This window comes from Kitasatospora sp. NPDC048194 (genome assembly GCF_043202455.1).
GTDB lineage: Bacteria > Actinomycetota > Actinomycetes > Streptomycetales > Streptomycetaceae > Kitasatospora.
This window is the reverse complement of record NZ_JBIDAK010000003.1, coordinates 26030-45384: the sequence shown is the minus strand read 5'-3', so window position 1 is coordinate 45384 and position 19355 is coordinate 26030. Positions and strand designations below refer to the sequence as shown.

The 19355-nt window shown below is 72.8% G+C and carries 21 protein-coding genes and 1 riboswitch; of the genes, 10 read left to right on the top strand and 11 right to left on the bottom strand.

Features of this window, described 5'->3' with window-relative positions; translation table 11 throughout:
• Positions 1-102: 102 nt before the first annotated feature.
• The 9 genes from ACGF07_RS05205 to ACGF07_RS05165 all read right to left on the bottom strand — a co-directional run bounded on the left by ACGF07_RS05205 (position 103) and on the right by ACGF07_RS05165 (position 7782).
• Complete coding sequence (locus ACGF07_RS05205; RefSeq protein ID WP_392895603.1) at positions 103-1221, bottom strand: cytochrome P450; 1119 nt, start codon at positions 1219-1221, stop codon at positions 103-105.
• A complete protein-coding gene (locus ACGF07_RS05200; protein WP_392895601.1) occupies positions 1185-2696 on the bottom strand; it encodes a cytochrome P450 in 1512 nt (503 codons plus the stop codon). Before ACGF07_RS05200 ends, ACGF07_RS05205 begins: the two co-directional genes overlap by 37 nt.
• On the bottom strand, positions 2693-3319 hold the full coding sequence (locus ACGF07_RS05195; RefSeq protein ID WP_350743131.1) for an ATP/GTP-binding protein: 627 nt from the start codon (positions 3317-3319) through the stop codon (positions 2693-2695). The genes ACGF07_RS05200 and ACGF07_RS05195 overlap by 4 nt, the downstream gene beginning before the upstream one ends.
• Positions 3297-3644: a DUF742 domain-containing protein gene (locus ACGF07_RS05190; protein ID WP_392895599.1), complete on the bottom strand. Its 348-nt coding sequence runs from the start codon at positions 3642-3644 to the stop codon at positions 3297-3299. The genes ACGF07_RS05195 and ACGF07_RS05190 overlap by 23 nt, the downstream gene beginning before the upstream one ends.
• On the bottom strand, positions 3641-4054 hold the full coding sequence (locus ACGF07_RS05185; RefSeq protein WP_350743135.1) for a roadblock/LC7 domain-containing protein: 414 nt from the start codon (positions 4052-4054) through the stop codon (positions 3641-3643). The genes ACGF07_RS05190 and ACGF07_RS05185 overlap by 4 nt, the downstream gene beginning before the upstream one ends.
• 43 nt (positions 4055-4097) lie before the next feature.
• A complete protein-coding gene (locus tag ACGF07_RS05180) occupies positions 4098-5333 on the bottom strand; it encodes a sensor histidine kinase (RefSeq protein WP_392896062.1) in 1236 nt (411 codons plus the stop codon).
• Between the two features lie 574 nt (positions 5334-5907).
• Positions 5908-6489: a WHG domain-containing protein gene (locus tag ACGF07_RS05175; protein ID WP_350743137.1), complete on the bottom strand. Its 582-nt coding sequence runs from the start codon at positions 6487-6489 to the stop codon at positions 5908-5910.
• Between the two features lie 67 nt (positions 6490-6556).
• Positions 6557-7381: an alpha/beta fold hydrolase gene (locus ACGF07_RS05170; RefSeq protein ID WP_392895597.1), complete on the bottom strand. Its 825-nt coding sequence runs from the start codon at positions 7379-7381 to the stop codon at positions 6557-6559.
• Positions 7382-7491: 110 nt separating this feature from the next.
• Positions 7492-7782, bottom strand: a complete 291-nt coding sequence (locus ACGF07_RS05165) for a YiaA/YiaB family inner membrane protein (RefSeq protein WP_350743141.1) — start codon at positions 7780-7782, stop codon at positions 7492-7494.
• A 198-nt stretch (positions 7783-7980) separates the two neighbouring features.
• Positions 7981-8140, top strand: a riboswitch (cyclic di-AMP (ydaO/yuaA leader).
• A 12-nt stretch (positions 8141-8152) separates the two neighbouring features.
• On the opposite strand from ACGF07_RS05165, the gene ACGF07_RS05160 reads away from it, so the two are divergent.
• The gene (locus tag ACGF07_RS05160; protein ID WP_392895595.1) at positions 8153-9001 is read left to right on the top strand and encodes a M23 family metallopeptidase; all 849 of its coding nucleotides are present in this window, start codon (positions 8153-8155) and stop codon (positions 8999-9001) included.
• A 175-nt stretch (positions 9002-9176) separates the two neighbouring features.
• Here the strand turns inward: ACGF07_RS05160 and ACGF07_RS05155 are convergent, their stop codons facing one another.
• The gene (locus ACGF07_RS05155; RefSeq protein WP_392895593.1) at positions 9177-10049 is read right to left on the bottom strand and encodes a hypothetical protein; all 873 of its coding nucleotides are present in this window, start codon (positions 10047-10049) and stop codon (positions 9177-9179) included.
• 42 nt (positions 10050-10091) lie between these two features.
• On the opposite strand from ACGF07_RS05155, the gene ACGF07_RS05150 reads away from it, so the two are divergent.
• The 4 genes from ACGF07_RS05150 to ACGF07_RS05135 all read left to right on the top strand — a co-directional run bounded on the left by ACGF07_RS05150 (position 10092) and on the right by ACGF07_RS05135 (position 12985).
• The gene (locus ACGF07_RS05150; protein ID WP_392895591.1) at positions 10092-10664 is read left to right on the top strand and encodes a GNAT family N-acetyltransferase; all 573 of its coding nucleotides are present in this window, start codon (positions 10092-10094) and stop codon (positions 10662-10664) included.
• A gap of 199 nt (positions 10665-10863) precedes the next feature.
• A complete protein-coding gene (locus tag ACGF07_RS05145; RefSeq protein ID WP_350749611.1) occupies positions 10864-11607 on the top strand; it encodes a sensor domain-containing protein in 744 nt (247 codons plus the stop codon).
• Between the two features lie 147 nt (positions 11608-11754).
• On the top strand, positions 11755-12501 hold the full coding sequence (locus ACGF07_RS05140; protein ID WP_392895589.1) for a hypothetical protein: 747 nt from the start codon (positions 11755-11757) through the stop codon (positions 12499-12501).
• A 37-nt stretch (positions 12502-12538) separates the two neighbouring features.
• A complete protein-coding gene (locus ACGF07_RS05135; protein WP_362563954.1) occupies positions 12539-12985 on the top strand; it encodes a GNAT family N-acetyltransferase in 447 nt (148 codons plus the stop codon).
• Here the strand turns inward: ACGF07_RS05135 and ACGF07_RS05130 are convergent.
• Entirely contained in the window at positions 12982-14166 is a 1185-nt protein-coding gene (locus ACGF07_RS05130) for a hypothetical protein (protein WP_350749620.1), read from the bottom strand. The two genes, ACGF07_RS05135 and ACGF07_RS05130, sit on opposite strands and share 4 nt — an antisense overlap.
• A gap of 334 nt (positions 14167-14500) precedes the next feature.
• Between ACGF07_RS05130 and ACGF07_RS05125 the strand changes: the two genes are divergently transcribed.
• The 5 genes from ACGF07_RS05125 (at position 14501) to ACGF07_RS05105 (ending at position 19085) form a co-directional block, all read left to right on the top strand.
• Positions 14501-16258: a recombinase family protein gene (locus tag ACGF07_RS05125; RefSeq protein WP_392895586.1), complete on the top strand. Its 1758-nt coding sequence runs from the start codon at positions 14501-14503 to the stop codon at positions 16256-16258.
• Positions 16259-17253: 995 nt separating this feature from the next.
• Positions 17254-17625 (top strand): hypothetical protein, encoded by a 372-nt coding sequence (locus ACGF07_RS05120; protein ID WP_392895584.1) that lies wholly within the window; start codon positions 17254-17256, stop codon positions 17623-17625.
• Positions 17622-17765: a hypothetical protein gene (locus ACGF07_RS05115; protein ID WP_392895582.1), complete on the top strand. Its 144-nt coding sequence runs from the start codon at positions 17622-17624 to the stop codon at positions 17763-17765. The genes ACGF07_RS05120 and ACGF07_RS05115 overlap by 4 nt, the downstream gene beginning before the upstream one ends.
• The gene (locus tag ACGF07_RS05110; protein WP_392895580.1) at positions 17762-18337 is read left to right on the top strand and encodes a hypothetical protein; all 576 of its coding nucleotides are present in this window, start codon (positions 17762-17764) and stop codon (positions 18335-18337) included. The genes ACGF07_RS05115 and ACGF07_RS05110 overlap by 4 nt, the downstream gene beginning before the upstream one ends.
• Positions 18330-19085 (top strand): hypothetical protein, encoded by a 756-nt coding sequence (locus ACGF07_RS05105; protein WP_392895578.1) that lies wholly within the window; start codon positions 18330-18332, stop codon positions 19083-19085. The genes ACGF07_RS05110 and ACGF07_RS05105 overlap by 8 nt, the downstream gene beginning before the upstream one ends.
• Positions 19086-19355 lie beyond the last annotated feature (270 nt).

Here is a 19355-nt window from a genome sequence, read left to right as displayed (position 1 = left end):
GCCGCCGCCCTCCGGGCCGTCGGCCCGCCCGGGCGGTCAGTCCCCCGGCCGTCGCGTCCCGCCGCCATCGCGTCCCCCGGCCGTCGCGTCGCCCGGCCGCCCCTACCCGGCCGTCACCCAGAGCGTCCGCACGCTGTTGCTGACGAACGAACCGATCGGCTCGTCCACCCGCCCCGGCGCCGGCGCCAGACGCGGGAACCGGGCGAACAGGAGCCGCAGCGCTGTCTCCGCCTCCAGCCGGGCCAGCCCCGAACCGAGGCAGAAGTGCGGGCCGTGGCCCAGCGACAGGTGCCGCAGCGGCCGCCGGGTGATGTCGAAGCGGTCGGCGTCCGGGTAGTGCCCCGCGTCGCGCCCGGCCGCCGCGTACGAGGCGAGCAGCGCCTCGCCGCGCCGGATCACCACGCCGCCGACCTCGATGTCCTCGGCCGCGTAGCGCAGCGGGAACTGCCCGACCGGCGAGTCGTACCGCAGGGTCTCCTCCACCACCGCGGACCACGGCTGCGCGCCGTCCAGGACCAGCCGCAGCTGGTCGGGGTGGGCGAGCAGGGCCCGCACGGCATTGGTGATCAGGTTGAGCGTGGTCTCGTGCCCGGCCACCAGCATCAGCAGCAGGGTGCCGACGAGTTCGGCCTCGCTGAGCCCCTCCCCGGCCTCCCGGACGGCGATCAGGTCGGTTGTCAGGTCGTCGCCGGGCCGGGCCCGCTTGGCCGCCACCACCGACGCCAGCAGCGCGTTCAGGCCGCGCTGCGCCGCGACGGCCGCCGCCGGGGTGGCCGAGCTGGAGACCAGGGTGTCGGAGAGCGCGTGCAGTTCGTCCTGCTGCTCCACCGCCAGTCCGAGCAGTTCGCCGATCACCTGCATCGGCAGCGGGTAGGCGAAGTGCTCGCGCAGGTCGAACGCGCCCTCCCGGTCGGCCACGTCGGCCACCGCGTCCAGCAGCGCGGCCGTCCGGGCCTCGATCGCGGGGGCCAGCGCGGCTATCCGGCGCGGGGTGAAGGCCTGGCTGACCAGCCCGCGCAGCCTCCGGTGGTCCTCGCCGTCGGCGGTGACCATGCCGGGCACGGTGACGAAGTTCAGCAGCGGCCAGCCCTCCGGCAGCCGCCCTTCCCGGAAGGCGGTCCACAGCCTGGCGTCCTTGCCGACCCGCGGATCGGCCAGCAGGGACTGCAGGGTGTCGTGGTGGGTCACCGCCCAGACCACCACCCCACCAGGGAGTTCCACCAGGACCGCTGGACCGGCTGCCCGGAGCCGGGCGTTCTCGCGGTGCTGGTCGCGTCCGAAGGGGTCGAGCCGGACGGGCTCGGGGCGGGTTCCGGCGGAGTCTGCGGCGGTGACCATGCGGGCCTCTCGGGGGCTGGCGGACGGGGCGGGGTGAAGGCGCTGTACAGCACCGGGAGGGCGACCAGCGCCCGCGACCAGGGGGACGGCCGCCAGGCCAGCTCGCCCGCCGGGACGGCGAGCTGGAGGTCCGGGAGCCGGTGCAGCAGGGTCTCGACGGCGGTCTCGACGATGATCCGGGCCGGGTGCTGGGCCGGGCAGACGTGCCGGCCCGCGCCCCAGGCGAGGTGCGCCCGGTTGCCGCCGAGCGAGCCCTGCGCGGCGGAGGCGGCGCCCTGGGCGGCCGGGTCCGCGTTGGCCGCTGCCAGGCCGAGCACCAGCATGTCGCCGGCGCTGATGTACTGGCCGCCGAGCACGGTGTCGCCGGTGGCCCAGCGGCCGGGGAAGTTCTGCGTCGGCGGGTCGCGCCAGAGCACCTCCTCCAGCGCGTCGGAGACGGTCAGCCGCCCGCCGGTCAGGGTGGCCCTGAACCGCCGGTCGGTCAGCAGCAGCCGCAGCGTGTTGCCGATCCAGTTGATGGAGGTCTCGTTGCCCGCGACCATCAGCACCACCAGGTGGTGCACCGCCTCCTCGTCGCTCAGCCCGGCCGGGTGGGCGAGCAGCCAGGAGGTCAGGTCGGCGCTGGGCGCGGCGCGGCGGCGGCGCACCAGGTCGGCCAGGGCCGCCTGGAACTCCTCGGCGGCGCGCACCGATTCGGGGCCGCTGTCCACGAAGTGGCTGATCAGCTCGACCATCCGCGGCCCGCTCCCGGTGGGCAGGCCGACCAGCTGGGTGAAGACCAGCAGCGGCAGCGCCCGGGCGTACTGGCCGATCAGGTCGGCGGTGCCGTCCGGGCCCCAGCTGTCGATCAGGCCGTCGGCCGCGGCCTCGGTGGTCTCGCGCAGCTGCCGGTGGTCGATCTGGGCCAGGGTGTCCGAGACGGCGGCGCGCAGCCGCTGGTGCTCGGCGCCGTCCAGGTTCAGCAGGGTGGGCCGCCAGGCGGTCATCGGCTGCAACCGGGAGTCCGGGGCGAGCCGGCCCTCGGCGGGCACCCGCCAGTGCCGCGAGTCCTTGGAGAACAGCGCCTCGTTGCGGGTGAGTTCGAGCAGTTCGGCGTAGCCGATGACGAGCCAGGCCTCCACGCCCGGCTCCAGCTCGATCGGCGCGACCGGCCCGTGGCGCTCGCGCAGCCGGGCGTACAGGCCGTGCGGGTCGTCGGCGACGGCCTGCCCGTACAGCGGGGTCAGCGGCGTGCCGGCGCCGGGAGCGCCGTACGCGGCACCGCCGGGTCCCGCCGCGCCGTGGCCGGCCGGGCCGTACCCCGCCCCGCCGTGCGCGACCGGGCAGCCGGTGGCCCGGGGCGGCTCGGGCGCGGTCACCGCTGCAGCTCCAGCAGCGAGCTGCGGTGCAGGTGGTCCACGAAGTCGATCAGCAGGTCGTAGGCCTGCCGCCGGTCGCGCGCGTCGCAGTACAGGATCGGCACCTCCGGCAGCACGTCCAGCGCGGAGCGCAGCTCCTCCTCCGGGTAACTCGGGGTGTCCGGGAAGGTGTTGACCGCGACCGCGAACGGGATGCGCTGCTCCTCCAGCCGGCCCAGCACGTCGAAGCTCTCGTCCGGCCGCCGCAGGTCCACCATCGCGATGGCGCCGAGCGCACCGCGCGACAGGTCGTCCCACAGCGGCCAGAACCGCTGCTGCCCGGGGGTGCCGAACAGGTACAGGGCGAGCCGGGAGTTGAGCGTGATCCGGCCGAAGTCCAGCGCGACCGTCGTGGTGGACTTGCCGCCGCGCCCGGTGAGGTCGTCCACGCCGCTGCTGGCGGCGGTCATGGTCTCCTCGGTGCGCAGCGGGGTGATCTCGCTGAGCGAGCCGACCAGGGTGGTCTTGCCCACCCCGAACGGGCCGGTGACCAGGATCTTGACCGCGCCCTGCACCGAGGACGGCAGGTACTGCGGCGCGGACGGCAGGTCGGCGGGGGCTTCAGCGGAGTTGGCGGAGGCCAACGAGCACCTCTTCCAGGAGGGTTGTGGGCAGGCGTTCGGCCTGCGGAACGGGCGGGAGCACCTGCACGGCGCCGAGGTCCCTGAGGTCGCCGACCAGCACCTTGACGACCCCGAGCGGCAGCCCCAGGTGGGCCGCCACCTCGGCGACCGACAGCAGGCTGTGGCAGAGCCCGAGGATGCGCCGGTGCTCCCGGTTGAGCTGGACGTGCTCGGGCAGTTCCGGGGGCTCGGATAACGCGCTGACCAGGCTCTCGACGGCCAGGTCGGCCTGGGAGGGACGGCTGCGGCCGCCGGTGATGACGTAGGGCCGGACGGGCCCGCTCACCGCTGGCTCCCGGCCCCGTGGTCGACCCGGGGCGGGCTGGTGAGGTGGGTGCCGATCCGCTCGACCAGGACCTGCATCTGGTAGGCGACCAGCCCGGCGTCCACCGCCTCGCCGGCCACCACGGCCAGATGCGCCCCCGCCCCGGCGGCGACGACGAACAGGTAGCCGCCGCCGTACTCGATGATGATCTGGCGGGTGGCGCTGCCCGGTCCGCCGAAGCCCGTCGCGACGCCGCGGGCCAGCGACTGCAGGCCGGAGCAGGCCGCGGCCAGCCGCTCGGCGTCCTCGCGCGGGATGTCGGCGCTGCGGCCGATCTCCAGGCCGTCGTTGGAGACGACGACGGCGTGCTGCACCTGCGGGACGGCGATGATGTCGGCCAGCAGCCAGCCGAGGTCGGGGGTGGTGGTCATGGAACTCTCCGGGGCCTGGGGAAGTCGGGGGGAGGGGGGACGGTCAGTGGTGGCCTGGCGGGGTCCGGGTCTGGCCCCGGGCAGCCGATCGGCCGCTGGCGGTGCCGGCCTGGAACATCGCCATGAACGCCTGCGCGTCGCGGGCCGAGCGGTACGGCGGGGCCGGCGGCGGGGGAGCGGCGTGCTGGGCGGGCCGGTCGGCGCGGTCGCGGCGGTGGCTCCGGCGGGGCAGCGGCGGCGGGGTGTCGCCGCTCGCCGCGGGCCGGACGGTGGGCGGGGTCTCCACCATCGGGTGCGCGGCGTGGGGGTGGCCGGACGTCGGGTGGCCGGCCGTCGGGCGGGGGTCGGGGGTGAACGCCCGGTCGTCCGGTCCGAGGCCGGGGACGGTGGGCGGCAGCGGCTCGGTGAGCAGGGCGTTCGGCAGCAGGACCACGACGCGGACCCCGCCGTACGGTGAGGGCGCCGAGCTGAGGGTGACCCGGAAGCCGTACTGCTCGGCGAGCCGGCCGACGGCGGCCAGGCCCAGCTGCGGCACCTCGCCGAGCCGGGAGACCTCCAGGGTGCTGCCCCCGGCGAGGGCGGCGGCGGCCTTGGCGACGGCCTGCTCGGGCATGCCGACGCCGCCGTCGTCGATCTCGATCACCGCGCCGTTGTGCACCGGCATCAGGGTCACGAACACCTGGGTGCTGGGCGGCGAGTAGCGGGTGGCGTTGTCCAGCAGCTCGGCGATGGCGTGGATCAGCGCCTCCGCGGCGGCGCCGACCACGGCGGTCTCGATCCGGCTGCGGACCACCACCCGCTGGAACGGCAGGATGCGCGACTGGGCGCCGCGCACCACGTCCTCCAGGGTGACCGGTTCGGGCCAGTGCCGTCCGGCCCGGGCACCGCACAGGACGGCCAGGGTCTGGGCCAGCCGGGCCTGTTGGGCTGCGGCGTGGTCGGCCTTGAGCAGCCCCTCCAGCAGGGCCGGGTCGTCGTGGGTGCGCTCCATGTCGTCGAGCAGGGCCTGCTGGTCGTGGGCCATGACGAGGATGCGGCGGGCGACGCTGAGGAAGGCCCGCTGGGTGGAGGCGGTGAGCTCCTGCTCCTGCTGGACGGCGGCCAGGTCGGCGCCCCGGCGGGAGAGTTCGGCGGTCAGCTGGTCCTGGAGCCGGGCGAGTTCGTCCTGCAGCCGGTCGGCCCGGACGCGCTGGGTGACGGACACGGCGCGGTACCGGGCGGCGGCCACGAGGGCGAGGACGGCGAGCACGCCGGTTGCCGTTACGGACCACTGAGTCATCGTCACGCGGCGAATTCTAGGGTGATGATCCTACGTAGGTGTGAACGGATCTCGCCAAGTGACTGGATCTCGTCAAAATCCCGTCAATACGCCGCCGATCCGGCTTCGTTCGGCCTCGACCCGGGGGTCGTGAGCCGGGCGGGGCCCGCTCCGCCAGGGTCTTCCGACGCCGGTCGACGGGCCGGTCGATGGCCGATTCCCGTCCCCGGTTGTGAGAGAGGTGTGTGCGCGGCGTCATGGAACGGGCGGCGGCCGGGTGCGAGGGCGGCGTCTCGCCGTGCCGGGCGGGCCCGGAGCGGCCGTCCGGGCGGGGCCCGGCCGGTGTGCCGGCGTGCCGCCGTGCCGGCGGTCGTCGGCGCGCGACCGGCATCCGGCCGCGCACCGGCAGGCGCCCTCGCGAGCTCCCCCCGGCGGCGGCCGCTGCCCGCTCCTGCCGAAGGTTCGCCCGCTTCCGCCCACAGGAAGTCGGCCCGGCCGACTTCCTGTGCCGGCGCGCCTTCTCCCCGCTTCCCCGGCGCCGTTCGCGTCGCGGGTGCTCCCCTCCTCCTGCGCTTCCTCCTGCGCTCCTCCTCGGCTACTGCTCCGACTCCGACCTCGGCCAGGTGCGGAGGCTCGTGGTCAGGGTGGTGACGAGTCGGTCATGGGTGGTGGTGAGGTCTTCGGCGCGCTGGAAGGCGCCGGTGATGGAGAGCGAGGCGAAGCCGTGGGCGAGCGAGCGGAAGGTGCGGGCGGCGTGGATGGCCTCGGCGCCGTCGAGCCCGTAGGAGCGGAGGACGGCGAGGATGACGCCGATGAGGCGGGCGGCCGCGCGGGTCAGGTCGTCGTCGGGCCGGGGCGCCTGGGGCAGGGCGGTGTAGCGGTGGGGGTGTTCGGTGGCGTAGGCCTGGTAGGCGCGCAGGACGGCGGCGACGGCGTCGTCGCCGCTGCGGCCGACCGCGGCGTCGGCGAGCCGGCCGGCCAACTCCTCGGTGACCCGGACGGCGAGCAGCCGGCGCAGTTCGGTGAGGCCGCCGCTGACGTGCTTGTACAGGGAGGGGGTGGCGACTCCCGCGCGGGCGGCGACGGAGGCCAGGGTGAGGGCCTCGGTGCCCTGCTCGTCGATGAGGGCGAGGGCGTGGTCGACGACCTGCTCCGGGGTCAGTCCTACTCGGGGCATGGGTTCGGGTTCTCCGTACGGACGCGGGCCGGCGGCTTCGGGCGGTTCCAGGCGGTTCCGGGCGACTTCAGGCGAGTTCGCCGAGGAAGGGCAGCAGGGCGTCCGCGACGGCCTGCGGGTTGTCGGCCATCGGGTAGTGGCCGGACCCCTCGATCATCACCTTCCGGCTGCCGAGCGCGGCGGCCTGCCGGTCGGCGACGGCCGCCGGGTCCGGGAAGTCGGGGTCCTTGCTGCCCATCAGGACGAGCGAGGGGCAGCGGACGGCCGCGCACCAGCCGATCGGCGCGGAGTCCCCGGTGACGTGCCCGCGGGTGGCGGTCCTGCGCCCCGGGGTGCGCAGGGCGGCGACGAGGCCGTCCACGTACGCGTCGAGGTCGGCGGGCCGGGGGCCGGGGAAGGCCATCCTGCGCAGGTAGAGGCCCCAGGCGGCGGGCCAGTGGACCAGTGCGGTGCCCATCACGGCCATCACGCCCCGCATGAGGGCGTTGGACCGGTGCTCCACGAAGGAGTCGATGAGCGCGATCCCGGCGACCCGCTGGGGTGCGTCCCCGGCGACCTTGACGGCCGTGGCGCCGGTGTAGGACTGCCCGACCAGGACGGCCCGTTCGATGCCGAGGTGGTCCAGCAGGGCGAGGACGTCGGTGGCGATGGCGGCCGGGCTGTAGTCCTCCCACACGATCGAGGACTCGCCGAAGCCGCGCAGGTCCATGGTGATGACCCGGTGCCCGGCCGCCGTGAGCAGCGGGTGCAGGTGCCGGTAGGCCCGACGGGTGTCGAGCATGCCGGGGAGCAGGACGACGGGGGCGCCGTCGCCCTGCCGGGTGTCGTCGAAGGCGATCCGGCCGCCGGGGACGTCGAGGTACTGGGTGCTCGGAGTGCTGGTGCCGTTCACGGTGGTCCTCCACGGTGCGTGCTGCCGATAGCCAAAAAGCTACGGCTAATAGCCTTAGCCGTCAAGGCCGCCGCCCCGCCGTTCGTCCCCGTGTCGGACCGGGAGGGGGCTCAGACCCCTTCGACCCGGAACGGGTCGTGCTCGGCCAGCAGCTTCTCCAGCCGCGCCTGGTCGACCCGGGCGACGGTGTCCGCGGACTCCTGCCGGTCCCGGATGACTTTGGCCAGCGTGAACGCGGAGGTGACGGTGTAGAGGAAGCCGATCCCGAGGAACGCCCGGGTCCACGCTCCGACGGGCAGGTAGGCGATCCCGGCGGCGAGGGCCACGCCGGAGACGGCGAAGGAGAGGACGGCCTGGGCGTAGTAGGCGGCCGTGGTGCGGGTCTGCATCGGTGCGGTCATGGCGACAGGATGCGACGGCGTCGAAGGGTCGCACATGAGTAGGAGTACTCAGATGAACCCGGGTGAATGACGGGTCGTTCGTTGACGTCCGATCACCTGGACCCCGGTCGTCCCGGGCGGATGGCTTGGAATCAGGGCCTCCTAGGATTAACGTTTGATAACGCAGCGCGGTCGTCAACGCCGTACCCAAGACGGCACCGTGCGCCGTCGCCTAATCCCACCGGCCGGCCTCCGGGCAGGCCAGGGAGCCGGGGAACCACGTTTCCCTGGGGTGAATCGGCGGGGCCCAGGCCCGGCCGTAGGAGACCTTCCTGCTCCGAACCCGTCAGCTAACCCGGTAGGCGCGAAGGAAGGAAAGGAGCGCGCCTCCGTGGCGTCGACGCACACCCCGGCACACCCGGCCGGCCCCGCAGCCGGTACCCAGCTCCTCGACCACCCCGGCCCGGACGGCACCGAGTCCCTCGGCGCCGACGGGTTCGCCCCGGAGGTCGAGGCCAACCGCCACCGGATGCCGCGTCAGACCCGCGGGGCCTCCCCGCTCCTCGGCGTCACCGCCGTCGCCGCCACCCTGGGCGCCACCGGCTTCGCCTCCGCCACCCCGGCCGCCGCGCCCGCCGTCGCGGCCCCGGACGAGACGCCGGTCACCCTCGCCGCCGACCCCGGCCTCGCGCTCGCCGCCCGCATCCAGCAGCAGGCCGACAGCCAGCGCACCGCCGCCGAGGAGAGCGCCCGCCTGCAGGCCGCTCAGGAGGCCGAGGCCAAGGCCGCCGCCAAGGAGGCCGACGCCAAGCGTGCCGCCGAGGAGGCCGAGCGCGCCAAGGCCGCCGCCCTCACCCTGCCGGTGAAGGACTACAACCTCTCCGCCCACTACGGCCAGAGCGCCCGCTACTGGGCCCACCTGCACACCGGCCTGGACTTCGCGGCCGACACCGGCACCCCCGTGTACGCGGTCGGCCAGGGCACCATCACCTCGGCGGGCTGGTCCGGCGCGTACGGCTACCGGATCGTCGAGACCCTGCCCGACGGCACCGAGATCTGGTACTGCCACCTCTCGTCGATCATCAAGGGCTCCGGAAAGGTCGCCCCCGGCGACCAGATCGGCAAGGTCGGCGCGACCGGCAACGTGACCGGCCCGCACCTGCACCTGGAGGTCCGCCCGGACGGCGGCGCGCCGGTCGACCCGGAGACCTGGCTCGAGCAGCGCGGCCTCACCCCCTAACGAACCCCCCGGACCCGCCGCGGCCGCCGGGCCGCCGGGTCTCCGGGCCGCCACGGTCTCGGCGGCCGGGCCCCGGGTGCGCCCCGGGGCCTGGCCACGCGTCCACCCCACTCGTCGACGGCCGGGCCGGTCGGTCCACCACCGGCCGGGCCGGTCACTCCGCCGTCCGGACTGCTCACTCCGCCGGCAACTGCGCCAGGTAGGCGTCGATCTCCTCCGGCCCCGGTTCCGGCGCGAGCTCGGGGAACTCCTCGACCAGCAGCCGCGGCAGCCCGGGCACCGTCCACTCGCCGAACAGGTCGAGCGCCACCTCGGCCGCCGCCGCCTCGAACCGGCCGAAGTCCCCGGCCAGTTCGTCCGGCATCGGCCGACCCAGCGCGGTCAGCTCGGCCAGGTTGCGGTAGCTGCGCCGCATCAGACCCTGCTCCAGCAGCCGCCGCGCACCATCGGTGGCCATGCCGACGGACAGCACCCGGCCCGGCCCCCAGCCCTGCTCGGCGGGTTCGTCCAGCCAGCCGGCCGGCACCAGCGCCTCGTAGCCGGCCAGCCGCTCCTCCTCGCCGAGCCCGGCGAAGCCCGTCAGCCAGTCCCGCACCGCCGCGCCGTCCGCCGTGTCCACCCCGTGGGCGTGCAGCAGCACCGCGTACAGCCGCGGCCAGGTGACCAGGTCGGCGCGGCGCAGCAGCCCCGCCGCGACCTCGCCCTGCCACTCGGCCTCGGCGTGCAGCCGCTCCTGGCGCTTCGCGTTCAGCCGCTTCACCGCCCGCTGGTGGTCGACCAGCAGCCGTACGGCGTCGCCGTAGGCGAGCGGATCGGCGTCCGGCGCCGGCTGGACGTACAGGTGCAGCCGCTCGTACAGCAGGTGCTCCACCGCGGCGGAGGTCAGTTCGGGCCAGCCGTCGTGCATCCTGCCCTCGCCCAGCTCCAGCAGCGCCAGCACCGTGCGCAGCGGCGCCTCGGCCACCGGCGCGCGGCCCTGCTCGGCCGCCCAGGCGAGCAGGTCGGCGGCCCTGGTGCGCGGAGCGAGCCGCAGGTCATCGTCGTTCATGCCCCGAACGGTAGCCGCCGGGCGCGGGTAGGGTCGGCACCCATGGTCCCCGTACGACTCACCGGCCCCCGGCTGGCCATCCGCGAGTACCACCACACCCCGGAGGACGTGGACGCGCTGCACGCGCTGCTCGGCGACCCCGAGGTGACCCGCCACCTCACCTTCGGCCCGCGGGACCGCGACACCTGCGCCGACCAGCTCGAGCTGTACCTGGAGGAGGCGATGGCCGAGGACCGGAGCACCTACCAGCTCGCCGTCTGCCGCCGCGAGGACGCCGAGGACCCGGCGGAGGCGGTGCCGGTCGCGCACGCCGGCCTGACCGTCGGCGGGTTCCGCTCCGCCGAGCTCGGCTGCGTACTGCGCCCCGAGGTGTGGGGCCGCGGCTACGCGACCGAGATCACGGAGCTCCTCTGCGGGTTCGCCTTCGGGCCGCTCGGGCTGCACCGGCTGGCCGCCCGGACGGACGTGGACAACCCGGCCGCCGCGCGGGTGCTCACCAAGCTCGGCTTCCGGCTGGAGGGGCGGATCCGGCACGACGTACACAAGGGCGGCGTCTGGTCCGACTCCCACCAGTACTCGCTGCTCGTGGACGAGTGGCCCGGCCCGACCGAATGACCCCGGCCGGCCCGAGCGGCCCGGCCGGCCCGAGCGCCCCGGTCGGGGTGCCCCGCCGGACCGGCGGGCGGCGGGCCGGGACGGGGGGTTAACCCCACCCCCGATCCGCCGGTCCCCCGGATACCCGCCGACCTGCGGTTCGACCAGACTCGACGACGTCGGATCGGAGCACGACGGACCGAGGGGTCGGGAACGGGACATGAGCAGCAGCCGGAGCACGCTGGACCACGAGTGGGGCGCCCTGGGCGGTCACGAGGACGGGGCCGGGCGCCTCGCCGGGGCCCGCCGGACGGAACTGCCGCCGTCCTTCTGGCGGGCGCCCTTCTCGGCCTCCTACTACCGCGAGGTCGGCTACGCGCTGACCGGCCTGCCGGTGGCCATCGCCGCCTTCACCGTCACGATCACCATGCTCTGCTTCGGCCTCGGCACCTTCGTCACCGCCCTCGGCCTGCCCGTGCTGGCCGGCCTGACCACCGCCTCTCGCGGCTTCGGAAGGCTGGAGCGGGCCCGGGTGCGCGGGATGCTCGGCGTGGACGTCCCCGGCCCGGCGCCGGTGCGTCAGGTCCGTCCGGGCGGCTGGGGCGCCGTCACCGCGCGGCTGGCGGACGCGGCGGGCTGGAAGGGCGTGCTGTACCAGGTGGTGATGTTCCCGTGGGCGGTGTTCAGCTTCAGCATGACGCTGGTGTTCCTGCTGCTCGGCTGGACGATGGCGCTCTACCCCGTCTACCACTGGGTCTTCCCCACCTTCACGGACTGGCGCGGGTACCGGGTGTTCGACTTCACCGACAGCCACCACGTGCGGCACGTCTACTACATCGAGGGCACCTGGCAGATTGCCGCGTTCTCGGCGGCCGGACTGCTGCTGGTCTTCCTCACCGCCCGGCTGGTCCGCGGTCTGACGAACGTCAACCGGGCCGCCGCGGTGGGGCTGCTCGGCCGCTGAACGGCCGGGCACGCCCCGGGTGCGCGCGGGACGTCCGGCGCACTCCGGGCGCTTGCCGGGGGCGCGCCGGGCGCTCCTGACTTCCTCTCGGATGCGTCCGGACGCGTTCCGGATGCGGAGGACATCGCTACGTGTTCGGATGACCGCGTGTCCGCCGCCCCCGCCCCCGCACCGGACCCCGACGTCCTGGTCACCTCGCGTCCGCTGGACGAGTACTGCGCCCTGTTCGACCTCACCCGCGCCGGGCTGGCCGCCCTGCCGGGGCCGCTGCTGGACTGCCCGGGCGGCGCGGCGGGCCTGGCGGCCGAGGCGCGCGAGCTGGGCTGCCGGGTGATCGCCGCCGACCCGGCGTACGCGCTGCCGCTGCCAGCGGTGGAGGCCCAGGCGCTGGCCGCCCGGAAGTCGATGGCCGTCGCGATGGCGGCCCGACCGCACCTCTACCCCGAGGCCGGCCGCCACCGGCCGGAGCGCTACCTGCGCAGCTGGGACCGCGCCCGTCGGCTGTTCACCGCCGACTCGGCCGCCCACCCGCAGCGGTACGTGGCCGCCGCGCTGCCCCGGCTGCCCTTCGCCGACGGCACCTTCGCCCTCACCCTGAGCGGCTACCTGCTCTTCGCGTACCCCGAACTCTTCTGCCCCGAGCGACAGTTGGCCGCCCTCATCGAGCTGGTCCGGGTCACCGCCCCGGACGGCGAGGTCCGCGTCCAGCCGCTGCACGACGGGTACGGGCGCCGCTGCGGACACCTCGACCGGCTGCGGTACGCGCTCGGCGGGCACCGGATCTCCAGCGAGGTCCGCAGTGTCCGCCGGGAGGGCGGCCGCACCCGCCGGGTGCTGGTGCTGCGGACCGCCGACCGGCGCCGCCGGGAGTCGCGGCGAGCCCCGAATCGGTAATGGTCACTGGAGCGGTTTGCTCCTATACTCGGAGCTCATGAGCGAGACCACGATCCGGCCCGCCCAGCCGGCCGACGCCGACCGGCTCACCGCCCTGATCCAGGCCTCCACCGCCTACCGGGGCGCGTACTTCGCGATGATCGACGGCTACGCCGTGACGCCCGACTACGTCGAGCGCCACCAGGTGCGGATGGCCGTCGACGCCGCCGACGACCGGCTGCTCGGCTTCTACGCGCTGATCCGCGAACCGGCCGAACTGGACCTGATGTTCGTCGCGGACGAGGCCCAAGGGCTCGGCACCGGGCGGCTGTTGATCGCCGACATGCTCGACCGCGCCCGCGAGGCGGGGATCACGGCGGTCAAGGTCGTCTCGCACCCGCCCGCCGAGGGCTTCTACCTCCGGATGGGCGCCGAACGCACCGGAACCCGCCCGCCGCAGCCGAGGACCCCGTGGGAGCAGCCGGAACTGCGGTTCACCCTCTAGGAGTCCTCGCCGGCCGACGGCGCCGACCCGGCGGGTCGGGCTGCCTGAGCCGGTTGAGCCGGTTGCGCCGGTTGAGTCGGATGAGCGGGTTGACCCGGTCGGGCCGACGGCTCCGGGCCTGCGGGCTGGGCCGGGACGAAGGCCGCCACCTGCAGCCGGGACAGTATCTTCTCCGCCAGCCAACTGCGGTCCGACCCGTACGGGATCCCCCTCGGGTCGACCAGCTGCGTCGCCACCGCGTCCCGCAGCCGCTGCGCCTCGGCGGCGGGCAGCCGGGACAGCAGGCCCCGGGCGGCCAGCAGGGCGTGGTACTGCTCGAAGCCGGACCGCGGGTGCTCGATCGCCTCCAGCACACTCGGCAGGTCCGCCAGCGCCGGATCGCCCTGCATCAGCGCGAGCGCCTGGATCCGGCGGCCCTCCGAGCCGTCCGCGAAGAGGCTCCGCACCTGGTCGGCGGTCAGCGCCGAGCGCGTCGCGGTCGAACGCACCTCGGCGACCACGCCCTCCGGCCCGGCGGGGGAGCCGGAGGAGGGCGGCAGCTGCGCGGCCAGCGCGGCGGGGTGCTCGGCACTGCCGCCGAGCAGCCCGAGCCGCTGCATCGCCCGCACCCGCAGGTCGTCCGCGCCGACGGTGTCGCCGTGCCGGTCGCGGTCCTGCCCGGCCAGGAAGAGGTCCAGCGCCCGGTCCGCGTCGGTCAGTACCTGGGGCAGGGCGAGTCGGGTCACCAGCCAGCCCGCCAGGAAGCCGAGGACCAGGAAGTACAGCACCAGCGCGGCCCCGAACGGCACCGCCGCGTCCCCGCCGCCGAGCGCGGGCGCCAGCGCGGTGCCCAGCTGGTGCAGCCGTTCGCCCAGCGAGCCGAGCTGGGTCAGCCCGACGCCCAGCAGCACCTTGGTCAGCCAGTCCGAGACCTGCTCCAGATTGGTGTTCGGCGCGTACGAGCCCTGCGGCTCGCCCGAGCCGCCCTTCACCCGCGGCACGCCGAACAGGAAGCCCAGCGCACCGCCGAGCACCGTCGACGCCCCGGCCACCACCAGCCCGCCGCCGAGCGCCTGCCACGCGTGCTCCCGGCCGAGCCCGAACAGCAGCAGCCCGAGCACCCCCGTCCCGGCCAGCACCGCGGCGGCCGCCCCCTGCGCCGTCCGCAGCGCCGACGTGCCCGCCCGTCGCGCCTTCGCCATCGCCCACCCCCAGTGTCCGAGCCGCTCCGCGCCGGAGTCCGCGCCGACTCTAGCGGCGTGACCCACCACGGGAACGGTCCGGGGCGGCCGCGATGACGACGCGACCGCCGCCGAAAACGCAGACAGCCCGCAGGCTGCTCCTGCGACGCCGGCCCGTGCACTGGCCTGGCGCCGAGGCACCGGGGATGTTCCGGTGAGCCTGCGGGCCGGGTGACTGCTGTGGATTTCGCCTGCCGGAGGCCAGGGGCCTCACCCTGCGCAGGCAGGGGCGGCTCTAGCGAGCAGCCACCTCACGCATCCTGATGGAACTCATGTTCATAGGATGCTGCGCACTATGACCCCGTACGTGAGCCGGAACATCCGGCAGACAGAACTTGAATCCGTTCGCGCAGTGATCTACGCCCGCCAGTCGAAGCGGCGCGTTGACGAGTCGGAGACCTCCACCGAATCCCAGATCGGCCGGGGCACGGCCCTGGCCGAGGGCAAGGGCTGGAAGGTGGGCCGCGTCTTCCAGGACATCGGTAAGTCCGGATGGGACCCGGACACCGAGCGCGCCGGGTTTGACGCCATGATGACGGCGGTGCGCGCGGGAGAAGTAGACGTGGTGGTCGTCTTCTCGCTGGCCCGGCTGACCCGCCAGGGCGCTATGGAGGCCATGCGCATCAACGACGTGTTCATGCAGCACGGCGTGCGCCTGGTCTCTGTCGAGGAGCCGTTCCTTGACACCACGCACCCCATCGGGGTAGCCGTGTTCGCCCTCATCGCTGCGCTGGCTCAGCAGGAGTCGGAGTTGAAGTCTGCGCACATTTCGGAGGCAAAGGCCGAGTTGAAAGCCATAGGTGGCCACGTGTCCGGCCGCCCGCCGTTCGGCATGAAGACCGAACGGGTCAAGGAAGGGAAGCTGGTCCGCTCTCAGCTCGTGCCGGACCCCGAGACTGCCCCGACGGTCCTCAAGATCGTTGATCGCGTCATGGACGGCGAGACAGTCTCAGGCATCGTGCAGAACCTCAACCTGATTGGCGAGCCGTCCCCCGGAGCACTGGCGCTGGCGGCTGGGCGCAAGCGGTCGGGTCGGTCCCGAAGCAACATCACCCCGGCTGACCCCGAGTGCCCGCCGCTCTGGGACGTGGGCACCGTGAACACGTTGCTGCGGCATCCGGCGCTCGGTGGATTCGCTGCTGAGTGGGTGACGGACGCGGACGGAAAGCGTCGCCGCCGGGAGATCATGCGGGACAAGACCGGCGCCCCCATGGCGGTGCATAAGGGGATCATGGAGCCGATCAAGTGGTATCAGCTCCAGGATGTCCTCAAGGGACGGTCCCGTGCGAGCATCCGGCCGCGCAATCCGGAGAACGACCGGACGTTGCTGGGCGGCTGGGGCGTCCTTCGGTGTGGTCTCTGCAACGCGAACATGATCTACGAGGACGGACAAACGCGGTACACCTGCCCCCGGCCCACCAACCGTCTCAACTCGCACGGGCTCACCATCCGTGCCGAAGTTGCAGATGAGACGGCCGCACGTCTCGTCTGGGCCCGCCTGCTGTACGCCGACCTTGACAACCAGGACGATCGGGAGTGGCTGACCGCCGCAGCGATTCGATACGCCCGACAGCGCGACGTGACCGGTCTGGAAGAAGAACGGGCCGAGACGAGCGCGCAGCTTGAGCACGTCGAGGAGTCCATGAAGCAGCTCTATGCAGACCGAGCGGAGGGGCTGTACGACGGAGCCCTTGGGCGCCAGGCGTTCAAGGACACCCTCGCCAAGTACACGGCGCACCAAGCTGGCTGCGCTGCCCGGTTGGAAGAGATCGACGCCGAAACGGCGAAGACGATCACTATCCCGTCCGAGTGGACCGGCTTGGACGCCGGGGTGGACCCGCTGGGCAAAGACGGCGTCTGGGGGAAGTGGGACGTCGTGGAGAAGCGCCAGTTCCTCGGATACTTCGTCTCTGCCATCACGGTTGCCAAGGCCGAAAAGCGGGGCCGAGGCGCCGACCCCGCAAAGCGGGTAGCCATCGAGTGGGCCAAGCTCCCGGCACCTGAGATGCCGCAGCGCACAACAACCCCTGACATGGAGTCCATCGGCGTCTAACCCGCGTTTCAGCCCCGTCCTGGCCATCTGGCTGGGGCGGGGCTTTCTCGTGTCTGCTGCCCCCTTGTGGGCATCTCCGAGCCGAAGAGCGGCCATGGCGACTGTCGGGGCCGAGGAGGCGGCGCGTGGCCCGGAGCGAACGGCGCGAGGCGGTCCCGTTTACCAGCCCCCATTGACACAGGAGAACTGGGCGACTACCCAGAGAGACATTGTTACGTTTATTGATATGACGGTTGATACTTTCCTAGTTCCATACATAGAGAATAAGAAGTAGTCCTATGGGGGGTAACTGGGGAAAGTGCTTCCTGCATAGTCGATTTCGTAACCCGACGAGAGAGACTGCCGCATGTTCAACAGATGGGACTGTGAGTGGTGCGCCAAGGCGCTGACCGGCCGCCAGCGCACCTACTGCTCGAACGCCTGCCGTCAAGCCCAGCGGCGCGACGATGAACGCGCCCGCAACGGCATCCCGCCGCGCACCTGCGACAAATGCGGAGACGAGGGGATTGACCACGCCAACCGCTACGGAGGCTGGTGCTACGACTGTACGAACGGTCCCGCCAGGGCCTACGCCGAGGAAGCCCGTTGGGAGGCCAGGTGCGAGCTAGAGGGTTGCGATGACAATGCCGGCTGGGAGGGGCTAGGGCGGGCGCGGAAGTACTGCTCGGCTGCCCATCGACAGAAGGCATATCGGCAGCGAAAGCGTGCGGCATCCCCACGGCCTCTTGAGCTCTAGCGCCGCCCCCGTTTACCACCCCCCATCAATGTCTTTGCAGCACCCAAAGCGCTGCAACGGGAGCGGGCCGAACCGCCCCGAAAATAACAACTGAATAGCTCCGGCGGGTAGTGCGCTGCCTGCCGGTCTGCCCCGCTTCGCTGGGTGCGTGCTTTCCCGAGACTTTCGGCGGTCTCGGACGTGCGTGCACTCGGCGGAGCGGGGCCTTTTTGCGTTCCCGCCCGCCGGTGCGCACTGCCGACTCATGAAAGGGAACAATATGCTTGAACGCAGAGAGATCGTCCGTGCCGCTCTCAGCAGCGCCATGGAAGGTGCCGAGGCCGACCCCAAGGATCCTGAGCAGCTTAGCCCCGAGCACGCCGAGGACATCCGGAAGCGCCTCGCGAAGAGGTACGACATCCCCCCGCAGCTCATCGACAGCCTGACGGGCAACACGGCCGCTGAAATCTCCGCCAGCGCCGATCGCATCCGCGCTGGCCTCACTCAGTACCGGCCATCCGGTCTTCACACCCGACCTGTTTCGCTCATTCCCTCTGGTCCTGTGGACTCGCCGCCGGACGAGTCGACGGTCGATCCCATGGAGCTAGCGAAGAAGGTTCTCTTCCGTCGATTCTCGGAGACCATGCGATGACCGACGTAACCGATATGCCAGATAACCCCAACGTGGAAATCCGAGTCCTCAACCCTGAGGGTGCCAAGGGCAAGGGTCGTTTCGGCTGGCACTTCTGGCCGGACGCCGCCGAGGCCGACGACGCGACGGAGCAGAGATGACCGAGTACCGCAACGCGCACTTCCTGCCAGACCTGACAGTGACTGCGAGCGTTCTAACGCTGAGCTCCGAAGGCTTGGCGTCGCTGTCCTTTCGGCCTGTGATCGGCTGGCTTTCCGGCCCGCAGCTGTCCCACGGACAGCGTTTCGGTGGACATTCGGTTCCTGATGTTGTGCCGCTGGTACTGAATCCGAACGGGGCGGTGGATAGTCCTTCTCCGCTCGATTTGCTACCCCGCCAGAATGTAGGCCAGGGCCCGGCGCCGGCCGAGGACATCCTGTTGGGTATCTCGCCCAATCGGGAGGAGGCCGAGAGGGCCTATGGTCCCGTACTGAATGCGATTGCCGATCTGGTCGAAGAGATCTCGGCCGAGCAGGAAGCCGCCAAGGCAAAGGCCCAGGAAACCGCCGTAAATGCCGCTCGCGCCGAACGTGAGGAAGCCGAATGCCTTGCTGCCGTCGCAGCCGAAAAGGTGGCGCAGCGCGCTCACCTGATCAGCGACGCCGATGCACTGATTGCCGAAAGCCGCGAATTCCTTGCGGCGCGCGCCACCGAGGAGAACGACATTGCCTGAGACGCTGACTCCGGAGCAGGAGCGAGCAAGGCGGCTCGACCTGCTGGATACGATCGCAGAGCGGGCCATCCCGTTCTACGCCTACACGGTGACCCCCGAGCCCGTTCGTGACGCCCTCGCCCGACTGGACGGCCTGCGGGAGCGTAAGGCCGCCCTGGACGATCTGGTGGCCGCTCTGCGGGCCGAACTGGCGGGCCTGGACGTCCGGGACGAGCAGGCCGCCAAGGACGCCGTACGGGACGGCAAGCCCGTGCCCAAGCGCACGGCCCGTGCCCCGCTGGAGGCCAAGCTTGCCGAGGCGGAGCGGGCGCAGCTCGCGATGTACCAGGTTGCCGCCGACGCCTCGGGTGCCGTCCGGGCAGCGTCCATCGCAGTGCGGGCCGACTGGCGGGCGGACATCTGTGCCGTCGCCGAGGAGAAGCGCACCGAGGCACTGACCGCTGCTACTCAACTCGCAGCGTTGATGGACGAGTTGGCGTCGCTGGCCTCTACTGTGGAGAGCATGGACGACGACCTTGCCCAGCCGTGGGGAGCCAACGAGCAGCAGTGGCGCAGCATGGCTGTACGGGGCGGGATCACGTGGGACGCCGATCGCACGGCGCTGGACCGGATCGTCACGGAACGACTGGAGTACTCGACCACCTACCCCGGCGGTCTGCCGGGCAGGCTCAACCCGGCCGAGGACCCGACCACGGAGCACAACCCGATGGCCGGGCCGTCAGCACCACTCGGCACACGAGGGGACTGACACGCTGACTGGCTACAGACGGTGAGCACAGACCTGGGCTATGACCCCCTCCCGGTCTTCCTTTATCGCTATGCCATAGCAGCTGTCGGCCTCTTTACGGGTCAGGGAGTTTCGGCCTGGCCCCTCGTTTACCCGCTGTGACCTGCGCTTCGGCCGGGTTTGCGGGGTGGCCCACGCGCGCGTGCACAGCGCGGGTGCACGTGACGCGCCCGCGCCCGCATGTGCGGGCCCCAACGACCTGAACACCCCCCGTAGAGCTGCCACCCGGGG